13 protein-coding genes are annotated in these 16902 nt (G+C 71.9%); 8 read left to right on the forward strand and 5 right to left on the reverse strand.

From position 1 onward, the window contains the following. Window positions 1-79 precede the first annotated feature (79 nt). The 4 genes from ACFFQA_RS23515 to ACFFQA_RS23530 are packed head-to-tail and all read left to right on the forward strand — an operon-like array spanning window position 80 to window position 5247. A complete protein-coding gene (locus ACFFQA_RS23515) occupies window positions 80-1627 on the forward strand; it encodes an aldehyde dehydrogenase family protein (RefSeq protein WP_377856109.1) in 1548 nt (515 codons plus the stop codon). Then, the gene (locus tag ACFFQA_RS23520; RefSeq protein ID WP_377856111.1) at window positions 1628-2770 is read left to right on the forward strand and encodes an NAD(P)/FAD-dependent oxidoreductase; all 1143 of its coding nucleotides are present in this window, start codon (window positions 1628-1630) and stop codon (window positions 2768-2770) included. 8 nt (window positions 2771-2778) lie between these two features. Then, window positions 2779-4110, forward strand: coding sequence for a hypothetical protein (locus ACFFQA_RS23525; protein WP_377856114.1), 1332 nt, complete (start codon window positions 2779-2781; stop codon window positions 4108-4110). A gap of 3 nt (window positions 4111-4113) precedes the next feature. Further along, entirely contained in the window at window positions 4114-5247 is a 1134-nt protein-coding gene (locus tag ACFFQA_RS23530) for a Glu/Leu/Phe/Val family dehydrogenase (RefSeq protein WP_377856117.1), read from the forward strand. 96 nt (window positions 5248-5343) lie between these two features. On the opposite strand, the gene ACFFQA_RS23535 is transcribed toward ACFFQA_RS23530, so the two are convergent. Next, the gene (locus ACFFQA_RS23535) at window positions 5344-6705 is read right to left on the reverse strand and encodes an FAD-dependent monooxygenase (protein ID WP_377856120.1); all 1362 of its coding nucleotides are present in this window, start codon (window positions 6703-6705) and stop codon (window positions 5344-5346) included. A gap of 91 nt (window positions 6706-6796) precedes the next feature. Between ACFFQA_RS23535 and ACFFQA_RS23540 the strand changes: the two genes are divergently transcribed. The 3 genes from ACFFQA_RS23540 to ACFFQA_RS23550 are packed head-to-tail and all read left to right on the forward strand — an operon-like array spanning window position 6797 to window position 11410. After that, the gene (locus tag ACFFQA_RS23540; protein ID WP_377856123.1) at window positions 6797-7414 is read left to right on the forward strand and encodes a TetR/AcrR family transcriptional regulator C-terminal domain-containing protein; all 618 of its coding nucleotides are present in this window, start codon (window positions 6797-6799) and stop codon (window positions 7412-7414) included. A 37-nt stretch (window positions 7415-7451) separates the two neighbouring features. Further along, window positions 7452-10238 carry an SCO1167/SCO6262 family helicase gene (locus tag ACFFQA_RS23545; protein WP_377856126.1) on the forward strand — a complete coding sequence of 929 codons (2787 nt, stop codon included), beginning with the start codon at window positions 7452-7454 and terminating at the stop codon, window positions 10236-10238. Further along, on the forward strand, window positions 10235-11410 hold the full coding sequence (locus ACFFQA_RS23550; RefSeq protein WP_377856129.1) for an SWIM zinc finger family protein: 1176 nt from the start codon (window positions 10235-10237) through the stop codon (window positions 11408-11410). Before ACFFQA_RS23545 ends, ACFFQA_RS23550 begins: the two co-directional genes overlap by 4 nt. Before the next feature lie 132 nt (window positions 11411-11542). Here ACFFQA_RS23550 and ACFFQA_RS23555 read toward each other — a convergent pair whose 3' ends face one another. The 4 genes from ACFFQA_RS23555 to ACFFQA_RS23570 form a co-directional block, all read right to left on the reverse strand. Then, entirely contained in the window at window positions 11543-12397 is an 855-nt protein-coding gene (locus ACFFQA_RS23555; protein WP_377856132.1) for an SDR family oxidoreductase, read from the reverse strand. Between the two features lie 87 nt (window positions 12398-12484). Further along, complete coding sequence (pepN, locus tag ACFFQA_RS23560; protein WP_377856135.1) at window positions 12485-15022, reverse strand: aminopeptidase N; 2538 nt, start codon at window positions 15020-15022, stop codon at window positions 12485-12487. Window positions 15023-15035: 13 nt separating this feature from the next. After that, on the reverse strand, window positions 15036-15785 hold the full coding sequence (locus tag ACFFQA_RS23565) for a GNAT family N-acetyltransferase (RefSeq protein WP_377856138.1): 750 nt from the start codon (window positions 15783-15785) through the stop codon (window positions 15036-15038). A 16-nt stretch (window positions 15786-15801) separates the two neighbouring features. Beyond that, entirely contained in the window at window positions 15802-16221 is a 420-nt protein-coding gene (locus ACFFQA_RS23570; protein WP_377856141.1) for a VOC family protein, read from the reverse strand. Window positions 16222-16312: 91 nt separating this feature from the next. On the opposite strand from ACFFQA_RS23570, the gene ACFFQA_RS23575 reads away from it, so the two are divergent. Then, on the forward strand, window positions 16313-16897 hold the full coding sequence (locus tag ACFFQA_RS23575) for a TetR/AcrR family transcriptional regulator (RefSeq protein WP_377856144.1): 585 nt from the start codon (window positions 16313-16315) through the stop codon (window positions 16895-16897). The last annotated feature ends 5 nt before the right edge of the window (window positions 16898-16902 follow it).

Below are 16902 nucleotides of genomic sequence, written 5' to 3' on the forward strand. Positions count from 1 at the left end.
AGCTCGTGGTCTGCTCCCTCTTGGCCGCGTCCGGTTCCGCCCGCCAAGGTGAGGGGACGCGCCCAAGGAAGGACCAGCCGTGTCTCGTCGTCTCGCCTCCGTTGTCGCAGGCAGCCCCGTGCCCGGGAGCACCGTCCACCGCTCGGTCAACCCGGCCGACACCGCCGACGTGGTCGCCGAGGTCGAGCTCGCCGACGCGGAGACCTTCGTCCGCGCGGCCGAGGCGGCCCGCGCGGCGCAGCGCGAGTGGGCGCGGGTCCCGGCTCCGGTGCGCGGCCAGGTGATCGCCAACATCGGGCGGCTGGTCTCGGCCAACGCCGACGCGCTGGCGCGGCTGGTGACCCGCGAGATCGGCAAGCCGCTGGCCGAGGCGCGCGGTGAGGTCCAGGAGATCGTCGACACCTGCGACTTCTTCCTCGGCGAGGGCCGCAGGCTCTACGGGCAGACCGTGCCCTCGGAGATGCCCGACAAGCAGCTGTTCACCTTCCGCGCCCCGGTCGGCGTGGCCGCGGTGATCACCGCGGGGAACTTCCCGGTCGCAGTGCCGTCCTGGTACCTGGTGCCCGCGCTGCTGTGCGGCAACGCCGTGGTGTGGAAGCCCGCCGAGTACGCCTCCGCCAGCGCCCAGGCCGTGTTCGACCTGTTCACCCGTGGTGGCCTGCCGGAGGGCGTGCTGAACCTGGTCTTCGCCGAGGGGTCGGAGACGTTCAGCGGTCTTGAGCGGTCGTTGGCGAAGGGACTGGTGCACAAGGTCGGGTTCACCGGCTCCAGCGAGGTCGGCTCGCGCATCGGCGAGCTGTGCGGGCGCCACCTGCAGACCCCGTGCCTGGAGCTGGGCGGCAAGAACCCGATGGTGGTCACCGAGGACGCCGACCTGGAGCTGGCCGTGGAGGGCGCGCTGTTCTCCGGGTTCGGCACCGCCGGGCAGCGCTGCACCTCGCTGGGCACGGCGATCGTGCACGAGTCGGTGCACGCGGAGTTCGTCGACCGCCTGGTCGTGGCCACCGAGTCCGCCCGCGTCGGCGACCCCACGCAGGACGTGCTGTTCGGGCCGCTGCTCGACGAGCGCTTCGCCGCCGGCCACGAGCGGCACCTGGGCTGGATCGGCGAGCACCACCGGGTGCTGGGCTCCACCGGCACCGGCCGCATCACCTCGGCCAACCCCCGCAAGGACTTCGTCGGCGATCCCGATGCCGGGCTCTTCTACCACCCGGTGATCCTGGACGGGGTGCGCGGCGACGACCGGGTCTTCCTCGAGGAGACCTTCGGGCCGCTGGTCGGCGTGACGACCTACCGCGACCTGGACGAGGCGATCGAGCTGGGCAACCTGCCCGGCTACGGCCTGTCGTGCTCGATCTACACCACCGACCCGGCCAAGGCGTTCCGCTTCCGCACCGGCATCGGCGCGGGCATGGTCAGCGTCAACAACTCCACCTCCGGCGCCGAGGCGCACCTGCCCTTCGGCGGCAACGGGCGCTCCGGCAACGGCTCCCGCCAGTCCGGGCAGTGGGTGCTGGACCAGTTCACCCGCTGGCAGTCGCTGAACTGGGACTACTCGGGGCGCCTGCAGAAGGCGCAGATGGACGTCCTTGAGGTCTCGGCCGATCTCGACTTCCGGTTGTCCTGAGTGGACCGCGCCGAGGTGGTGATCGTCGGCGGCGGGGTGATGGGCACGAGCATCGCATTCCACCTCGCCGAGGCCGGGGTGGCCGACGTGCTGCTGCTGGAGCGCGCCGAGCTGGGCTCCGGCTCGACCTGCAAGGCCGCGGGCGGGGTGCGCGCCCAGTTCTCCGACGAGATCAACATCGCGCTGGGCGCGCGCAGCCTTGAGGCGTTCGCCCGCTTCGCCGAGCGGCCCGGCCAGGAGATCGACCTGCGCCGCAGCGGCTACCTCTTCCTGCTCTCGCGGCAGGAGGACGTGGCGGCCTTCGAACGCAACGTCGCGTTGCAGAACTCACTCGGCGTGCCCAGCCGCATGATCGACATCGCCGAGGCGCGCCGGCTCTCACCCCTGATCGACACCGACGGCCTGCTGGCCGCCGCGTTCTCCCCGCAGGACGGGCACTGCTCCCCGGAGTCGGTCGTGCTCGGCTACGCAACGGCCGCGCGCGGGCTGGGCGCGCGGCTGCGCACCCACATCACGGTCACCGGCATCGAGACCAGTGGCGGCGAGGTCCGCGCCGTGCTCACCGACCAGGGACGCGTCGAGACCGGCACGGTCATCTGCGCGGCGGGGGCGTGGTCGCGGCGGATCGGCGAGATGGCCGGGGTCGAGTTGCCGGTGACGCCGGTGCGGCGGCAGGTCGTGGTCACCGAGCCGATCCCGGACCTGCCGCCGGAGCTGGCGTTCACCATCGACTTCGCCAGCACCTTCTACTTCCACCGCGAAGGCCGTGGCCTGCTGACGGGCATGTCCGACCCCGAGCAGGAACCCGGGTTCCACCTGCACCGCGACGACGCGTGGCTGCCCCGGCTGACCGAGGCGATGCGCCGTCGCGCGCCCCGCCTGCTCGACGTCGGCGTCGCCTCCGGGTGGGCGGGGCTCTACGAGGTCACCCCGGACCACAACGCGCTGATCGGCCAGGACCCCGAGCTCGGCCGGTTCCTCTACGCCACCGGCTTCTCCGGCCACGGGTTCCTCCAAGGGCCCGCCGTCGGCGAGGTGGTGCGCGACCTCTACCTCCAACGACCCCCGGTGATCGACGTCTCCAGCCTGGACGCCCGGCGTTTCGGCTCCGACGCGCACCGGCCGGAACTCAACTGCGTGTAGGAGTGGTGATGGCGGAGTTCACCTGGGAGCTGCAACCCAGAGCCGAGGGCCTGGTCGACGAGCTGGTCGAGGCCGCGGTGCTGGACAGCCCCCGGCTCGCCGCGTTGGTGCGGGGCCTGGCGGCCAGGACGTCCACCCGGTTGCAGGACTGGCTGGACCACATCGGTGGCCCGGTGTCCGACGAGCAGCTGACCGAGGTCGGCTACGTCGAGGTCGCGCCCGACCTGTGGCGGCACCCCGGCGCCCAGCTGCCCGCGATCGTCCCCGGCGACCGCCGCGTGGTCGCGCTGCGGGTGGACGACGCGGCGGTGTTCGCCACCGCGCAGAGCTCCGTGGACGGCGTGCAGGGCAGTCCGCGTTCGGGGTTCCGGCGGGCGGTGGTCTCCGGCGGCGACGCCGTGGTGATCGCGGGAGTGGAGCGGCGGTCCTGGGGCCGCGGGGTCGAGCCGCAGGAGTTCGACCCCGGCGAGGTGCTCCGCGCCGCGCGGGCGTGGCAGCTGCTGGCGGAACGCCCGCGCGGCTTCGGCGGCCCGGACGAGGTCCGCGCCGCCACCGGCGTGATGCGCGAGGTGGTCACGCTCGTCGGGCACGACCTCGCCGCGAGCTACTTCCTGGAGCTGGAGCGGCAGTACTGGCAGCGCCGCAACACCGCGGCGGTGCTCCAGCACTCCCGGCAGGACCGGCTCGGTCTCGGCTGGGGCAACAACGACCACCACACCTTCCGCTCCAGCCGCGCGAGCTTCCACCTGCTGGTCACGCTGCTCACGACGCTGGGCTTCGCCGTGCGCGAGCGGTTCTACGCGGGCGCGGAGGCCGGGTGGGGCGCCCAGGTGCTGGAGCACCCCGGCTGTGGTGGCGTGATCTTCGCCGATGTCGACCTCGACCCCTCCGACGTGGACCTGGACTTCGCCTCCGTCGAGCTGGCGGAGGGCGGCAAGCTCGGCACGGTCGGCCTGTGGTGCGCGCTGCACGGCGAGTCGGTCCTGGCGGCGGGCATGCACCACCTGGAGGGCCAGTTCGACTTCGACCGGCTCCGCGAGGACCTCGGCGGGCTGGGCATCGGCCACATGAAGCCGTTCTCCGACTTCCCGCACCTGCGCCAGGCGTTCACCGAGGCCGAGCGCTGGCCGGTCCGGCAGCTGCGCCTCGCCGAGCTGGTCGCGGCCGGGCAGATCAGCCCCGAGACCGCCGAGGAGTTCGGCCGCCTCGGGGCCGCGGGCTCGCACCTGGAGAACCTGGCGCGGCGCGGCGGCTTCAAGGGCTTCAACCAGCACAACGTCTCCACGACGATGCGCGCCACCGACCCCCGGATCTACCGGCCCGTCACCGCGGGGGAGTGAGCCGTGTTCGAGCTGATCGACGAGTGGGGCCCGGAGAAGGTCGTCGTCGTCTCCGACTCGCGCACGGGCATGCGCGGCGTGCTGGTCATCGACAACACCGCGCGCGGGATCGGCAAGGGCGGCACGCGGATGAGCCCCACGGTCTCGGTGGCCGAGGTCGCCAGGCTCGCGCGGGTGATGACCTGGAAGTGGGCCGGGGTCGACCTGTTCCACGGCGGCGCGAAGGCGGGTATCCGGTACGACCCGTCCTCTCCTGACAAGGAGGCGGTGCTGCGGGCCTTCGTCCGCAAGCTGTCCAACGAGGTGCCGCGCGAGTACGTCCTCGGCCTCGACATGGGGCTGACCGAGCGGGACGCCGCGATCGCGCAGGACGAGCTGGGTGATCGCGGCGCCGCCGTGGGAACCCCGGCCGAGCTGGGCGGAGTGCCCTACGACGAGCTGGGCGTGACCGGCTACGGCGTCGCCGAGGTCGCCGACGCGGCCGCCTCGGTGATCGGCCTGCCGCTGGCGGGGGCGCGTGTGGCGATCCAGGGCTTCGGCGCGGTGGGCTGGGCGGCTGCCCGGCGCTTCGCCGAGCTGGGCGCCACGGTGGTCGCGGTGTCCACGGTGGACGGAGTGCTGCACGATCCGGCGGGCCTGGACGTGCCGAGGCTGCTGGAGCTGCGCTCCGCCCACGGCGACGGCCTGGTCGCCGCGTACGGCGGTACCCGGTTGGCACCGGGCGAGGAGCTGCTGGTGGACGCGGAGGTCCTTGTCCCTGCGGCGGTCCAGGACGTGATCACCGAAGAGCTGGCCGGGCGGCTGAAGGCGCGGCTGGTGGTGGAGGGCGCGAACCTGCCGACCACGCCGACGGCGCAGAAGGTGCTCGCGGAGCGCGGAGTCACGGTGGTCCCGGACTTCGTGGCCAACGCGGGCGGGGTGGTGGCGGCGGGCTTCGCGATGGACTCCCGCTACTCGGCGTTCCGCCCGGAGCCCGACGCCATCTTCACGACGATCTCCACCAAGCTGCGCACCAACACCGAACAGGTCCTCACCGAGGCGACCCGCCTCGGCCACACCCCGCACCACGCGGCCCGCGTGCTCGCCCAGGACCGGGTCCGCACCGCCATGCGCCTCCGCGGCCGCCTCCCCACCTGACCCTCAACGGCCATTCGCGGGCTTATGGACGCCCGGGAGCGCTTCTGCACGTCCATAAGCCCGCGAATGGCGAGGAAGTGGGTGGGGGTGTGGGGGTCAGAGGGTGTAGAGGTAGGTGGAGAGGTCCTGGGGGTTGTTGGTGCTTACGCCGACGTAGCCGTCCGGGCGCACCAGGACGTAGTCGCAGCCGTAGTGCTCGCGGAGTTCCGGGAGCGCGTGGGTGGGGACGGGCAGGTCGGGGTGCGTCTTGCCCAGTGCCAGCAGTGTGAAGTGCGGGCCGCGGAGGAGTTCGAACAGGCTGCCGGAACTCGTCGGCAGGTCGGGTACGCGGTCGCCGCCGTGTTCTCCCTTGGCCAGGGATCGACCTCGGTAGCTCAGGTTCAGTTGCTGCGTTTCCTTGCCGCGCCTCATGCTGTCTTCCTCGCCGCGGGCGTGTTTGGTCAGCAGCGCGCTGCTCAGGCTCAGCACTCCGGCGGCGATGGGCAGGCGTTCCTCCTCGTAGGTCTCCAGCAGCTCCTCCGGCGCCCCCGTGAGCACCGCGGCGAGCTTCCAGCCGAGGTTGTAGGCGTCCTGCACCCCGGTGTTGAGGCCCTGACCGCCGGTGGGCGGGTGGACGTGCGCGGCGTCTCCGGCAAGCAGGACGCGCCCGACCTGGTAGCTGTCGACCATGCGCATGTTGGCCCGGTAGACCGAGGTCCAGGTCGGGTCGGTCAGCGTGATGTCCGTGCGGCCGGTGCGTTCGTGCAGCAGCGCGCGCAGGGTGGCCTCGGTGAGCTCCGGGGCGTCCTCGACGATCCCGGCCATGAGCTGGAAGCGGTCCTCGCCGCCGGGCAGCGGGCACATGCCGATCATGGCGGGCTGGGCCTGCGGCCAGATGTGCCAGCGGTCGCGGTCCAGGCCGCGCGAGGTGACGTCGGCGATGATCATGCGCACCGCCTCGACGGGCTGGCCGACGAAGCCGACGCCGAGGTGCTTGCGCACGAAGCTGTGGCCGCCGTCGGCCCCGACGAGGTAGGCCGCGCGGACCCGTTCCCCGTCGACGACCGCGGTGACGCCGCCCGCGTCCTGCGTGAAGTCGGTCAGCTCCGTGCCGAGCTCGACCCGCACGCCGTGCTCGGCGAGCTTGGCGCGCAGGATCGCTTCGAGCTCGCCCTGCCCGAGCATCCACGGCTCGGCCTCGCCGGCCTCGCCGGGCTCGCCCATGGAGCGGTCGGTGGCGCCCTCGGCGGTGTGCACGCGGAGCAGGGGGTAGGGGCGGCCCGCGGCGAGGACGTCGTCGAGCACGCCGAGGTCGAAGAGGACCTCTTGAGTGCGTGGTTGCAGCCCCTTTCCCCGGGAGCCGACGAAGTGCGTGGCCGCCTTGTCCACGATCCGCACGGTGACACCGCGTCTGACCAGGTCGATCGCCAGTGTGAGGCCGGTCGGCCCGGCTCCGGCGATGAGCACCTGAACGTCCACGAAAGCTCCTTAACGTCGTTAAATTTAACGGCGTTAAGGGTGACTTGAATGCTGTTAAGCTGTCAACCCCCTACGCCGTGTGAGGTACGCGATGGCCCTGGACCGCGGCACCGTCGTGCGCACCGCGCTGCGCGTGCTCGACGAGGTCGGCGTCGAGAACCTGACGCTGCGGCGCATCGCCACCGAGCTCAACGTGCAGGCCCCAGCCCTGTACTGGCACTTCAAGAACAAGCAGGAGCTCGTCGACGAGATGGCCACCACGGTCCTGGTCGAGGCGCTCAGCTCGGCCGAGCACGCCGAGGACTGGGAGTCACTGCTCATCGGCTACGGCCGCGCGTTGCGCGCCGCGCTGCTGAGCCACCGCGACGGCGCCAAGGTCTTCAGCGGCACCTACCTCACCGACCCCGATGTCTACAAAGGACAGGAGCGCGGGCTGCGGATGCTCGTCGACGCCGGCTTCACCCTGGCCGACGCCGTCTCCGGGTTGATCACCGTGCACTGCTACGCCACCGGCCACGCGGTGGAGGAGCAGGCCGCCCAGCCCGGCCCCGGCGAGGTCGCCCGGCGTTACGACCCGCAGGCCCGTGCTGAGCGCATCGACGCCGAGACCCTGCCACTGGCGCACGAGGCGAGCACCCAGCTCTTCGGCGACTTCGACGACCGCTTCGAACGCGGCCTTCGGCTCATCGTCCGGGGAATGCGCCCCTAAGCTGGGGGTTCGGCGAACAACGGGGGAAGGCGAGTGCATGGCCCAGCTGACGGCTGCCCAGATCGGGGAGCTCACCCGGTGCGCGGTCGTCTTCGAGGCCGATGACCCACCGCGCTCCGGGCGGATGGCGTTCTGGCACCCCGGCGGTGACACCCCACCGGACAGCGGCACCCCCGGCACGCTCACCGTCGCGCTGCCCACCGGAGAGATCGACACCGTGCCCGCCGTGCGGCTCAGCGTCGCCGACGCCGTCCCCGTGCTGACCCGCGCCCGCACCTTGCCGCTGGCGCACCCGGCCGCGCGGTTCTGGGGAACCGCGGCCGTGCTGGCGCTGCAACTGGTCGCGCGCGGCAGACTCGTTCCCGGCGTGACCAGCGGAGACCACGACGCCTGGCGGATCGGGCCGCTGGAGAGCGACGACCTCACCCGGCTCCAGCAGCTCGCCGAGGCGACCCCTGCCGAGGCGCGCGCCACCCCCACGGCCGACGACGAGCTGCCCGCGCCCGAGCCGCTGCTGCGCGCGTTCCTCGACGCCGTCGCCGACGGCATGCCCCGCACTCCGGCCGCCGCGCTCGCCGCGGGCACCGCCGCGTTCGCCGCGAAGAAACCCCAGCGCGTTCCGCAGCTGCGCCTGTGGTCCGAGGAGGTCTCGGCGGGGCTGGACTCCGGGGTGCGGGTGTCACTGCGGCTGGACGTACCCGGCGGGGAACTCGACCACGGCGCCTTCCGTGCGGTTGTGCAGGTGCACAGCCTCGCCGACGCGACCCTGGTCGCCGACGCCGCGGACCTGTGGGCCGATCCCGATCACCACTTCGGCGCCCGCGCCCGGATCGACGCCATGCTCGCCGTGCGCCGCGCCGCACGCGCGTGGCCGCCGCTGGAGCGCCTGCTCAACGCCGCCGTGCCGGACGAGCTCGTGCTCTCCGACGAGGAGGTCGTCGACCTGCTCGGCACGGGCACCACGCGGCTGTCGGCAACCGGCGTGGAAGTGCACTGGCCCAAGGAGCTCGCGCGCGAGCTGACCGCACGCGCCGTCGTCGGTGACAGCGAACGCCCGCCGTCGGATGTCGCCGGGTTCTTCTCGCGGGACCACCTGCTGCGCTTCAACTGGCAGCTCGCGCTGGGCGGGGCCCCGCTGACCGACGCGGAGATGGACAGGCTCGCCGAGGCCCACCGCCCCGTGGTGCGGCTGCGCGACCAGTGGGTGCTCGTCGACCCCGAGCTGGCCGCACGCGCCAGGGAGCGCGCGCTCAAACCGCTCACCGCCATCGACGCCCTCGGCGCCGCGCTGACCGGGACCGCCGAGATCGACGGCGAGACCGTGCCCGTCGCGCCCGGCGGCTGGCTCGACGCCCTGCGCGAACGCCTCGCCGACCCCGAGTCCGCGACCGGCGACGAACTGTCGCGGCAGCCACCGGAGCTGGCCGCGACGCTGCGCGACTACCAGGTGCAGGGGCTGCGGTGGCTGGCGCGGATGACCTCGCTCGGCCTCGGTGGCTGCCTCGCCGACGACATGGGCCTTGGCAAGACGATCACCCTGATCGCGCTGCACCTGCACCGCCAGGCCGACGACGCCACCGCGGGGCCGACCCTGGTGGTCTGCCCGGCGTCGCTGCTGGGCAACTGGGAACGCGAGATCAGCCGCTTCGCGCCCGGCACCGCCGTGCGGCGCTTCCACGGCGGCAACCGCACGCTCGACGGCGCCGACGACGGTTTCGTGCTCACCACCTACGGCACGATGCGGCTGGACGCGGCGAGCCTGCGCGAACACCGGTGGGCGCTGCTCGTCGCCGACGAGGCGCAGCACGTCAAGAACCACAAGTCCGGCACCGCCAAGGCGCTGCGCACCATCTCGGCCGCCGCGCGCATCGCGTTGACCGGCACCCCGGTGGAGAACAACCTCTCCGAGCTGTGGGCGATCCTGGACTGGACCACCCCCGGCCTGCTCGGCAGCCTCGCCGCGTTCCGCACCCGGTGGGCCAAGCCGATCGAGGAGAACCCGGAGGCCGCCGACCGGTTCGCCAAGCTGGTGCGGCCGTTCCTGCTGCGGCGGCGCAAGTCCGACCCGGGCATCGCGCCGGAGCTGCCGCCGAAGACCGAGACCGACCACCCGGTGTCGCTGACCAAGGAGCAGGCCGCGCTCTACGAGGCGGTGGTGCGCGAGACCATGGACCAGATCGGCGAGGTCAGCGGGATGGCGCGGCGCGGGCTGATCATCAAGCTGCTCACCTCGCTCAAGCAGATCTGCAACCACCCCGCGCAGTTCCTCAAGGAGCCCGAGCCCCGGCTGGCCCGGCGCTCCGGCAAGCTCGAACTGCTCGACGAGCTGCTGGACACGATCACCGCCGAGGACGGCGCGGTGCTGGTGTTCACCCAGTACGTGTCCATGGCCCGGCTGCTGGAGGACCACCTCGCCGCGCGCGGCGTGCCCACGCAGCTGCTGCACGGCGGCACCCCGGTCGCCCGCCGGGAGGAGCTCGTCCAGCGTTTCCAGGACGGCAAGGCACCGGTGTTCCTGTTGTCGCTCAAGGCAGCGGGCACGGGACTGAACCTGACCCGCGCCGACCACGTCGTGCACTACGACCGCTGGTGGAACCCGGCGGTGGAGGAACAGGCCACCGACCGCGCCTACCGGATCGGCCAGACCCGGCCCGTGCAGGTCCACCGCTTCGTCACCGAGGGCACCATCGAGGACCGCATCGCCGAGATGCTGCGCGCCAAACGCGATCTCGCCGACGCCGTGCTCAGCGCGGGTGAGGCGGCGTTGACCGAGCTCACCGACAGCGAGCTGGCCAGTCTCGTCGAGCTGCGGAGCCCGAGATGAACGCGCGCGGGTTCCCCGCGTTCGGACCGAGCAGGCGCGGACGCGGCCACTTCGCCAAGACGTGGTGGGGCCGCGCGTGGATCAAGGCGCTCGAAGACACCGCCCTGGACGAGCGCCCGTTGAAGGAGGGCCGCCGCTACGCCTACACCGGCAAGGTCGGCCCGATCACGGTCAGCCCTGGACGGCTCGCCGCGCCCGTGCACGACGCGGGCGACGAGGTCTCCTACAACACCGTGGTGCGGCTGGCCCCGCTCTCGGAGCGCGACTGGGAACGCTTCCTCGACCAGGTCGCCTCCCGCGCCGGGCACATCGCCGCCCTGCTGGACCGGGACATGCCGCACGACCTGGTCTCCTCCGCCGAGGACGCCGGGGTGTCGTTGCTGCCCCACATCGGTGACCTGGAGCCGGACTGCGACTGCCCGGAGTGGGAGCTGCCGTGCAAGCACGCGGCGGCCCTGGCGTTCCAGGCGTCGTGGCTGCTGGACGCCGACCCGTTCGTGCTGCTGCTCATCCGGGGCAAGGGGGAGCGCGAGCTGCTGGAGGAGCTGCAGACCCGCAACGTCCTGGCCCGCGCCCGCCCGGCACCGGGCACCCCGGTCGCCGAGGCGTACTCCCGCCTGCCTGGGCCACTCCCGGAGGTCCCGTGCGCGCCAACGGAGCCGGTGTCGATCCCGGCGATCGACCCGCCTCCGGGTGTCACACCGGAGGCACTGCGCCGCCTGATCACCGACGCGGCGCAGCGAGCCCGCGAGCTGCTCGCCGACAGCGTCAACGCCGACCCCTCACCGGCATTGACGCTGTGGCAGGACACCGTCCGCCTCGCGGCGCTGCACCCGGAGCTGAACCTGGCGAGCCCCCGCGCCGCGCGGGCGTGGCAGCACGGCGGCAGACAGGGACTGCAGACCCTGGAGTCGACGTGGAACCCGACCCGGCTCGACCTCGCGAGAGCCCGGACCGCACTCGCCGCGACCTGGGACGACTCCGTCGAGCCACCCGAGTTCGAGGTCTCGCGCAACCACTGGACGCTCACCGGGCGCGGCGTCCAGCTCCGGCTCGGCCGCGACGGCCGCTGGTACCCCTACCGCCAGGAGTCCGGCGAGTGGTGGCCCGCCGGAGCACCGGAACGCGATCCCGCCGCGGCACTCGCCGAGCTGCTGGGCGGTCCTGACTAGCGCCTGTCCCGCACGTCGCCCCGACGCTCCCAGGTGGCGCGCCGCCCCCGTGCGCGCGTGGTCTGGGGGCGTGTCTCCGGTATAGGCGGCTTGGTCCGACTGACGAACAGTGGGCGCGGTGGCGGGTGCGCCCTAGCGGAACGCCCCGGCGTGGTCGGTGACCCACTCGCGGAACGAGCGCGCGGGAGCCCCGGTCAGCTCGGCCACGGCGGGGGAGATCCGCACCGGGTCGCGCTCGAAGCCGTCCCACGCGCCGAGCAGCCCGTCGGCGAACTCCGCCGGCCAGCCGTCGTCGATCATCTGCTGCCGAGCGACCTCCGGCGCGAGCTCCTCGAAGCGCACGTCCCGGCCAAGGACCTCGCCGATGATGCGCACCTGCTCGGACTGCGTCACCGGCTCCGGCCCGGTCAGCTCGTACAGCTCACCCGCGTGGCCGCCCTCGAACAGCACCTTCGCCGCGACCGCGCCGAGGTCTCGTTCGTGCACGACCGCACGCGCGGCCGCGCCGAACGCCTCGCGCACGGTGTCGCCCGCACGGACCTGCGCCGCCCAGCCCAGCGCGTTGGCGGCGAAGGTACCGGCGCGCAGCATCGTCCACTCCGCGGCGGAGGACCGGATCGCCTGCTCCACGTCGAAGTGCAGCTGGTTGATGGGATCTCCTTGCCGCGCGAGGGAGTCGTCAACGCCGTAGGAGGAGAGATAGACCAAACGGCGCGGCCCGATCACCCGCACGACGTCGGTGATCCCCTCAGCGGACAGGAACGGCCACATCAGGAACACCGCGTCCGTCCCGGCCACGGCCTCGCGCACGCTCGCGAGGTCGTAGAGGTTCCCGGCGACGGTCTCCACCCGCTCGGGCAGGTCCGCGGTGTCCGGGTCGCGGACCAGGGCGCGCACCCGAACACCTCGCTCCAGCAGCCCCGCCACCACGTTCCTGCCGACCTTGCCGGTCGAACCGATCACCAGGACCCTGCTGTGCTCGCTCATGCCGACCACGCTAGAAGCTCAACCGAAGTTGAGGTCAAGCGTCGCCGTGGGCCGTTCGCAGCCGCACGGCGACGCCGTCGAACGCGACTACGAGACCGCGACGCCGCCCGCGCGCTGAGCCCGCAAGGTCCGCTCCAGCTCGTCACCGCTCTCCAGCACCAGCCGGTGCAGCCACCACGGCGGCTCGGCCTCGCGGAGGTAGGCGGCCGTACGCGCCACCGTCTCCTCCGACACCGCCGACGACGGGTACCCGAACCGCGCGAGCACCCGCGTCAGCTCGGTCGGCCACACCGCCGACACCGACTCCAGCGCCGCGAAGTACTTCTCCGTGTACGGCGCCAGCAACTCCGCCCGCTCCACGTCCTGGAACCCGTCCAGCGTCGCGCGCAACAGCGCGTTGGACAGCTCCCCGGAGACGATCCGCTCCCACGCCCGCGCCTTCGACTCGGCCGTCCCGACCGCCGCCCGGCACGCGGCGGCACTGCGCTCACCGCCTGCGGTGGAATCCCGCTGGAACTCGGCGTCGATCTCGGCATCACCCGCACGACCGTGCACAACCAGCCGCAACAGCAACGACCACCGCAGATCGGTGTCCACGCCCAACCCCGGCAGCGTCACCGAACCGTCGAACAGTCCGGCCACCACATCCAGCTGCTCCGGAGTGCAGGCCACCGCCGCGAACGCCTGCACGTAAGCCAGCTGCTCCTCGCCACCGGCCACCGCGCCACGCGCCAGGCCCAGCACTCCGTCAGCCAGCGCGCTCACCGCCTCCGCGCGCACCTCCGCGGCGGTGTACCGCTGCGCGGCGACCCGCACCTGGTCCAGCAGCGTCCGCACGACCGACGCCGCACGCACCGACTCCACGCCGGAGAGCACCAGCGACACGTAGTCCCTCGCGGACAGCTCCGCATCACGCGTCATGTCCCACGCGATCGTCCAGCACACCGCCTGAGGCAGGGGATCGGTGAACTCGCCGATCCCCGACAGCAACGCCTTCAGCGACTCCGCGTCGAGCCGGACCTTCGCGTAGGTGAGGTCGTCGTCGTTGAGCAGCACAAGATCCGGGCGCGCCTCACCCACGAGCTCGGCGACCTCGGTGCGCTCACCCGTGATCTCCAGCTCCACACGCCGCCGACGCTCACCCTTGTCGTACAGCCCGATCGCGATCCGGTGCGGCCGCAACGTCGGGTGGTCCACCGGCGCGGACTGCACAACGGCGAACGAGGTGAACCGGCCCGCACCGTCCACAGTGAACTCCGGCCGCACCGTGTTGGGCCCCTCGGTCCGCAGCCACAACCTCGACCACTCCGACAGGTCCCGCCCGGACTTCTCCTCCAACGCCCGCAGCAGGTCCGCCAGCGTCGTGTTGCCCCAGGCGTGCCTCTGGAAGTACAACCGCAGACCCGCCAGGAAGTCCTCAAGCCCGATCGAGGCCACCAACTGCTTCAACACCGACGCGCCCTTGTGATAGGTGATCGCGTCGAAGTTCACCTCCATCGAGGTGATGTCCACGATGTCGGCGACGACCGGATGCGTCGACGGCGCCTGGTCGGCCTGGTAGGCCATCCCCTTGTAGCGATCGGCGAAGCTCGCCCACCCCCCGCTCCACCGCGTCGCCGACACCAACGCCAGCGACGCCGCGTAGGTCGCGAACGACTCGTTGAGCCACAGGTCGTCCCACCACCGCATCGTCACGAGATCGCCGAACCACATGTGCGCCATCTCGTGCAGGATCGTGGTCGCCCGCCGCTCGTAGTCGGCGTCGGTGACCTTGGACCGGAACACGTACTGCTCCCGGAAGGTCACGCAGCCCGGGTTCTCCATCGCCCCGAAGTTGAACTCCGGAACGAACACCTGGTCGTACTTGCCGAAGGGGTACCGCATCTCGAACGCGTGCTGGTAGAAGTCGAACCCGCGCCGCGTCACATCGAAGATCGCCTCGGCGTCCAGGTGCTCGGCCAGCGACGCCCGGCACAACACCCGCAACAGGATCCGCTGCCCATCCGGCCCCGAGTACTCGTCGGCCACCACGTGGTAGGGCCCCGCGCACACCGCGGCGAGATAGGTCGAGATCCGCTCGGTGGCGGGGAAGGTCCACCGGCGCCCGCCCCCGACCTCCTCACACGCCGACACCGCGGTGTTCGAAATGACCTCCCATTCGGCGGGCGCGGTCACGGTGAACGCGAACGCCGCTTTGAGGTCCGGCTGGTCGAAGCAGGCGAGCACGCGATGCGCGTCCGCCGTCGCGAACTGGCTGTGCAGGTAGACCTGCCCGTCCGCCGGATCGGTGAAGTGGTGCAGCCCCTGGCCGGAACGCGAGTACGCGCAGTCCGCGACCACCCGAAGCTCGTTGTCCTCGGCCAGCCCCGTCAGCGGAATCCGCCCCGTGGTCGCGTCGTAGAGCGCGGGGTCGATGGGGGAGCCGTTGAGCGTCACCTCGCGCACCACCGCGTCGGCGAGGTCGCAGAACACCTCGGCCCCGACTTCGGAGCTGCGGAAGCGCGCGACCGTGGTGGAGGAGAAGCGCTCCTCGCCCGTGGTGAGGTCGAGTTCGACGGTGTAGGAGTCGACGGTGAGCACCCGGGAGCGTTCCAGCGCCTCGTCCCGCGTCAGATTTCCAGCCATCCGCCCACCCTATTCACGGGTGGGGCGCCGTGTAGGCAAACGGTTGAGTGGAGGTCAGGCGCTCGAACCCGCGCTTGAGCAGGATCGGCTCGGAGGTCGGCAGCGCGTCGACGACCACGTGCGTCCGTCCCCGCTCCACCGCCTCACGCAGCCGTGACCCCACCACCGCGACGAACAGCCCGCGCCGCTGATAGGCCGGATTCGTCCGCCCACCAGCGAGTTCGGCCAGCTGACTGTCCTCAGCGAAGTGCAACCGCCCGCACGAGACGGGAACCCTGTCGAGATACGCCACGTGCACGCTCATCTCGGCAGGGGATTCCCGGAGGACGTCCGAGAGACGGCTCACCTCCGCGTCGACATCACCACGTCCCAGCGATCGGGAGATCTCGGCGACACCCCGCAGGCCCGCCTCGTCGCGAACCCGCCGGACGTCGACGCCGGGGGAGTCGAAGGCCGCCACCGCGTCCTCGGTCAACGGGAGCACCAGCACCTGCTCCACCGGCTCAGCCTCGAACCCCGCCGCGAGCAGGCGTTCCTCCATGCCGGACAGCGCGTCGTGGCTGTAGACCTTCCACTCCACCGAGTACCCGTGCGCGTCGGCCCGCGCCTTCTCCGCGCCGATCACGTCCTCGATCTCCGAATCGGCGCAGTACGCGAAGACGATCCGGCACTCGGTGCCATCGGGGGAGAACTCCCGCACCACCGCGCCGTCAGAGACGCCCAGGGCGCAGCGCTGGCGATCGAGGTCGTCCAGAACAGTCATTCGGCAGTTCCTACCGCTACCTCGGCACGGCGTCATCCGAATACTGGGCCGCGAACTCGGCGGTCGGCGGGATGGGGGTGATCACGTCGACGAGCACGCCGTTGGGGTCGACGACGATGAAGTGCCGCTGCCCGAACTCCTCGCTGCGCAACGGCAGCGCCAGCGGCAGGCCCGCCTCGGTCACCAGGCGCTCGTACTCCGCGTCCACGTCGTCGACCTCGAAGTTCAGCAGCAGTCCGGCCACCGGCGCGCCGTAGCCCTCAGGGATGGTCGGGTGCGTCGGGTCCAGGATCGCCAGCTCGCGTCCGTCGAGGGTGAGGCTGACGTACCAGTCGGCCTCGAAGGTCACCTCGAAGCCGAAGTGCGTGACGTAGAAGTCCCGGGTCTCGGTGAGCTTCGCCGTCATCACCACGGGATAGCAGCTGGTCAGCGCCATGGGGGAACACCTCCACTGGAAGATACCGACTGTCGGTATGTATTCTGGACCCTAAGAAACCGACCGACGGCATGTCAACGGGGGCGCCACCATGGCCAGGACGAAGCAGCAGCAGCGCGAAGCGACCACCGCCGCCCTGCACACCACCGCCCGCCGCCTGTTCACCGAACACGGCTACAACAACGTCGGCCTCGACACCATCGCCCAGGCCGCGGGCGTCACCAAGGGCGCGCTCTACCACCACTTCACCAGCAAGGCCGCCCTCTTCCGCGCCGTCCTGGCCACCATCCAGCACGAGGTGGGGGAGCGCGTCCACCTCGCCGCCGAAGCCCACCCCGATCCCTGGACCCAGCTCGTCGAAGGCTGCCGCGCCTTCCTCACCGCCAGCGCCGAGCCCGACACCCAACGCATCATGCTGATCGACGGACCCGCCGTCCTCGGCTGGCACGAATGGCGCGCCCTCGACGAGCGGTCCTCAGCCCGCCACCTCACCGAAGCCCTGCGCACCCTGGTCGACAACGGAACCATCCCGCCCCAGCCCGTCGAACCCGTCGCCCGCCTGCTCTCCGGCGCCATGAACGAAGCGGCACTCTGGCTGGCCCAGTCCGACAACACCGAGGCCGACCGCGACGCCACCATGGCCGCCCTCATCCGCATGCTCAACTCCCTCCGCTGACCACG

The organism is Allokutzneria oryzae, from assembly GCF_042429765.1.
Lineage (GTDB): Bacteria > Actinomycetota > Actinomycetes > Mycobacteriales > Pseudonocardiaceae > Allokutzneria > Allokutzneria oryzae.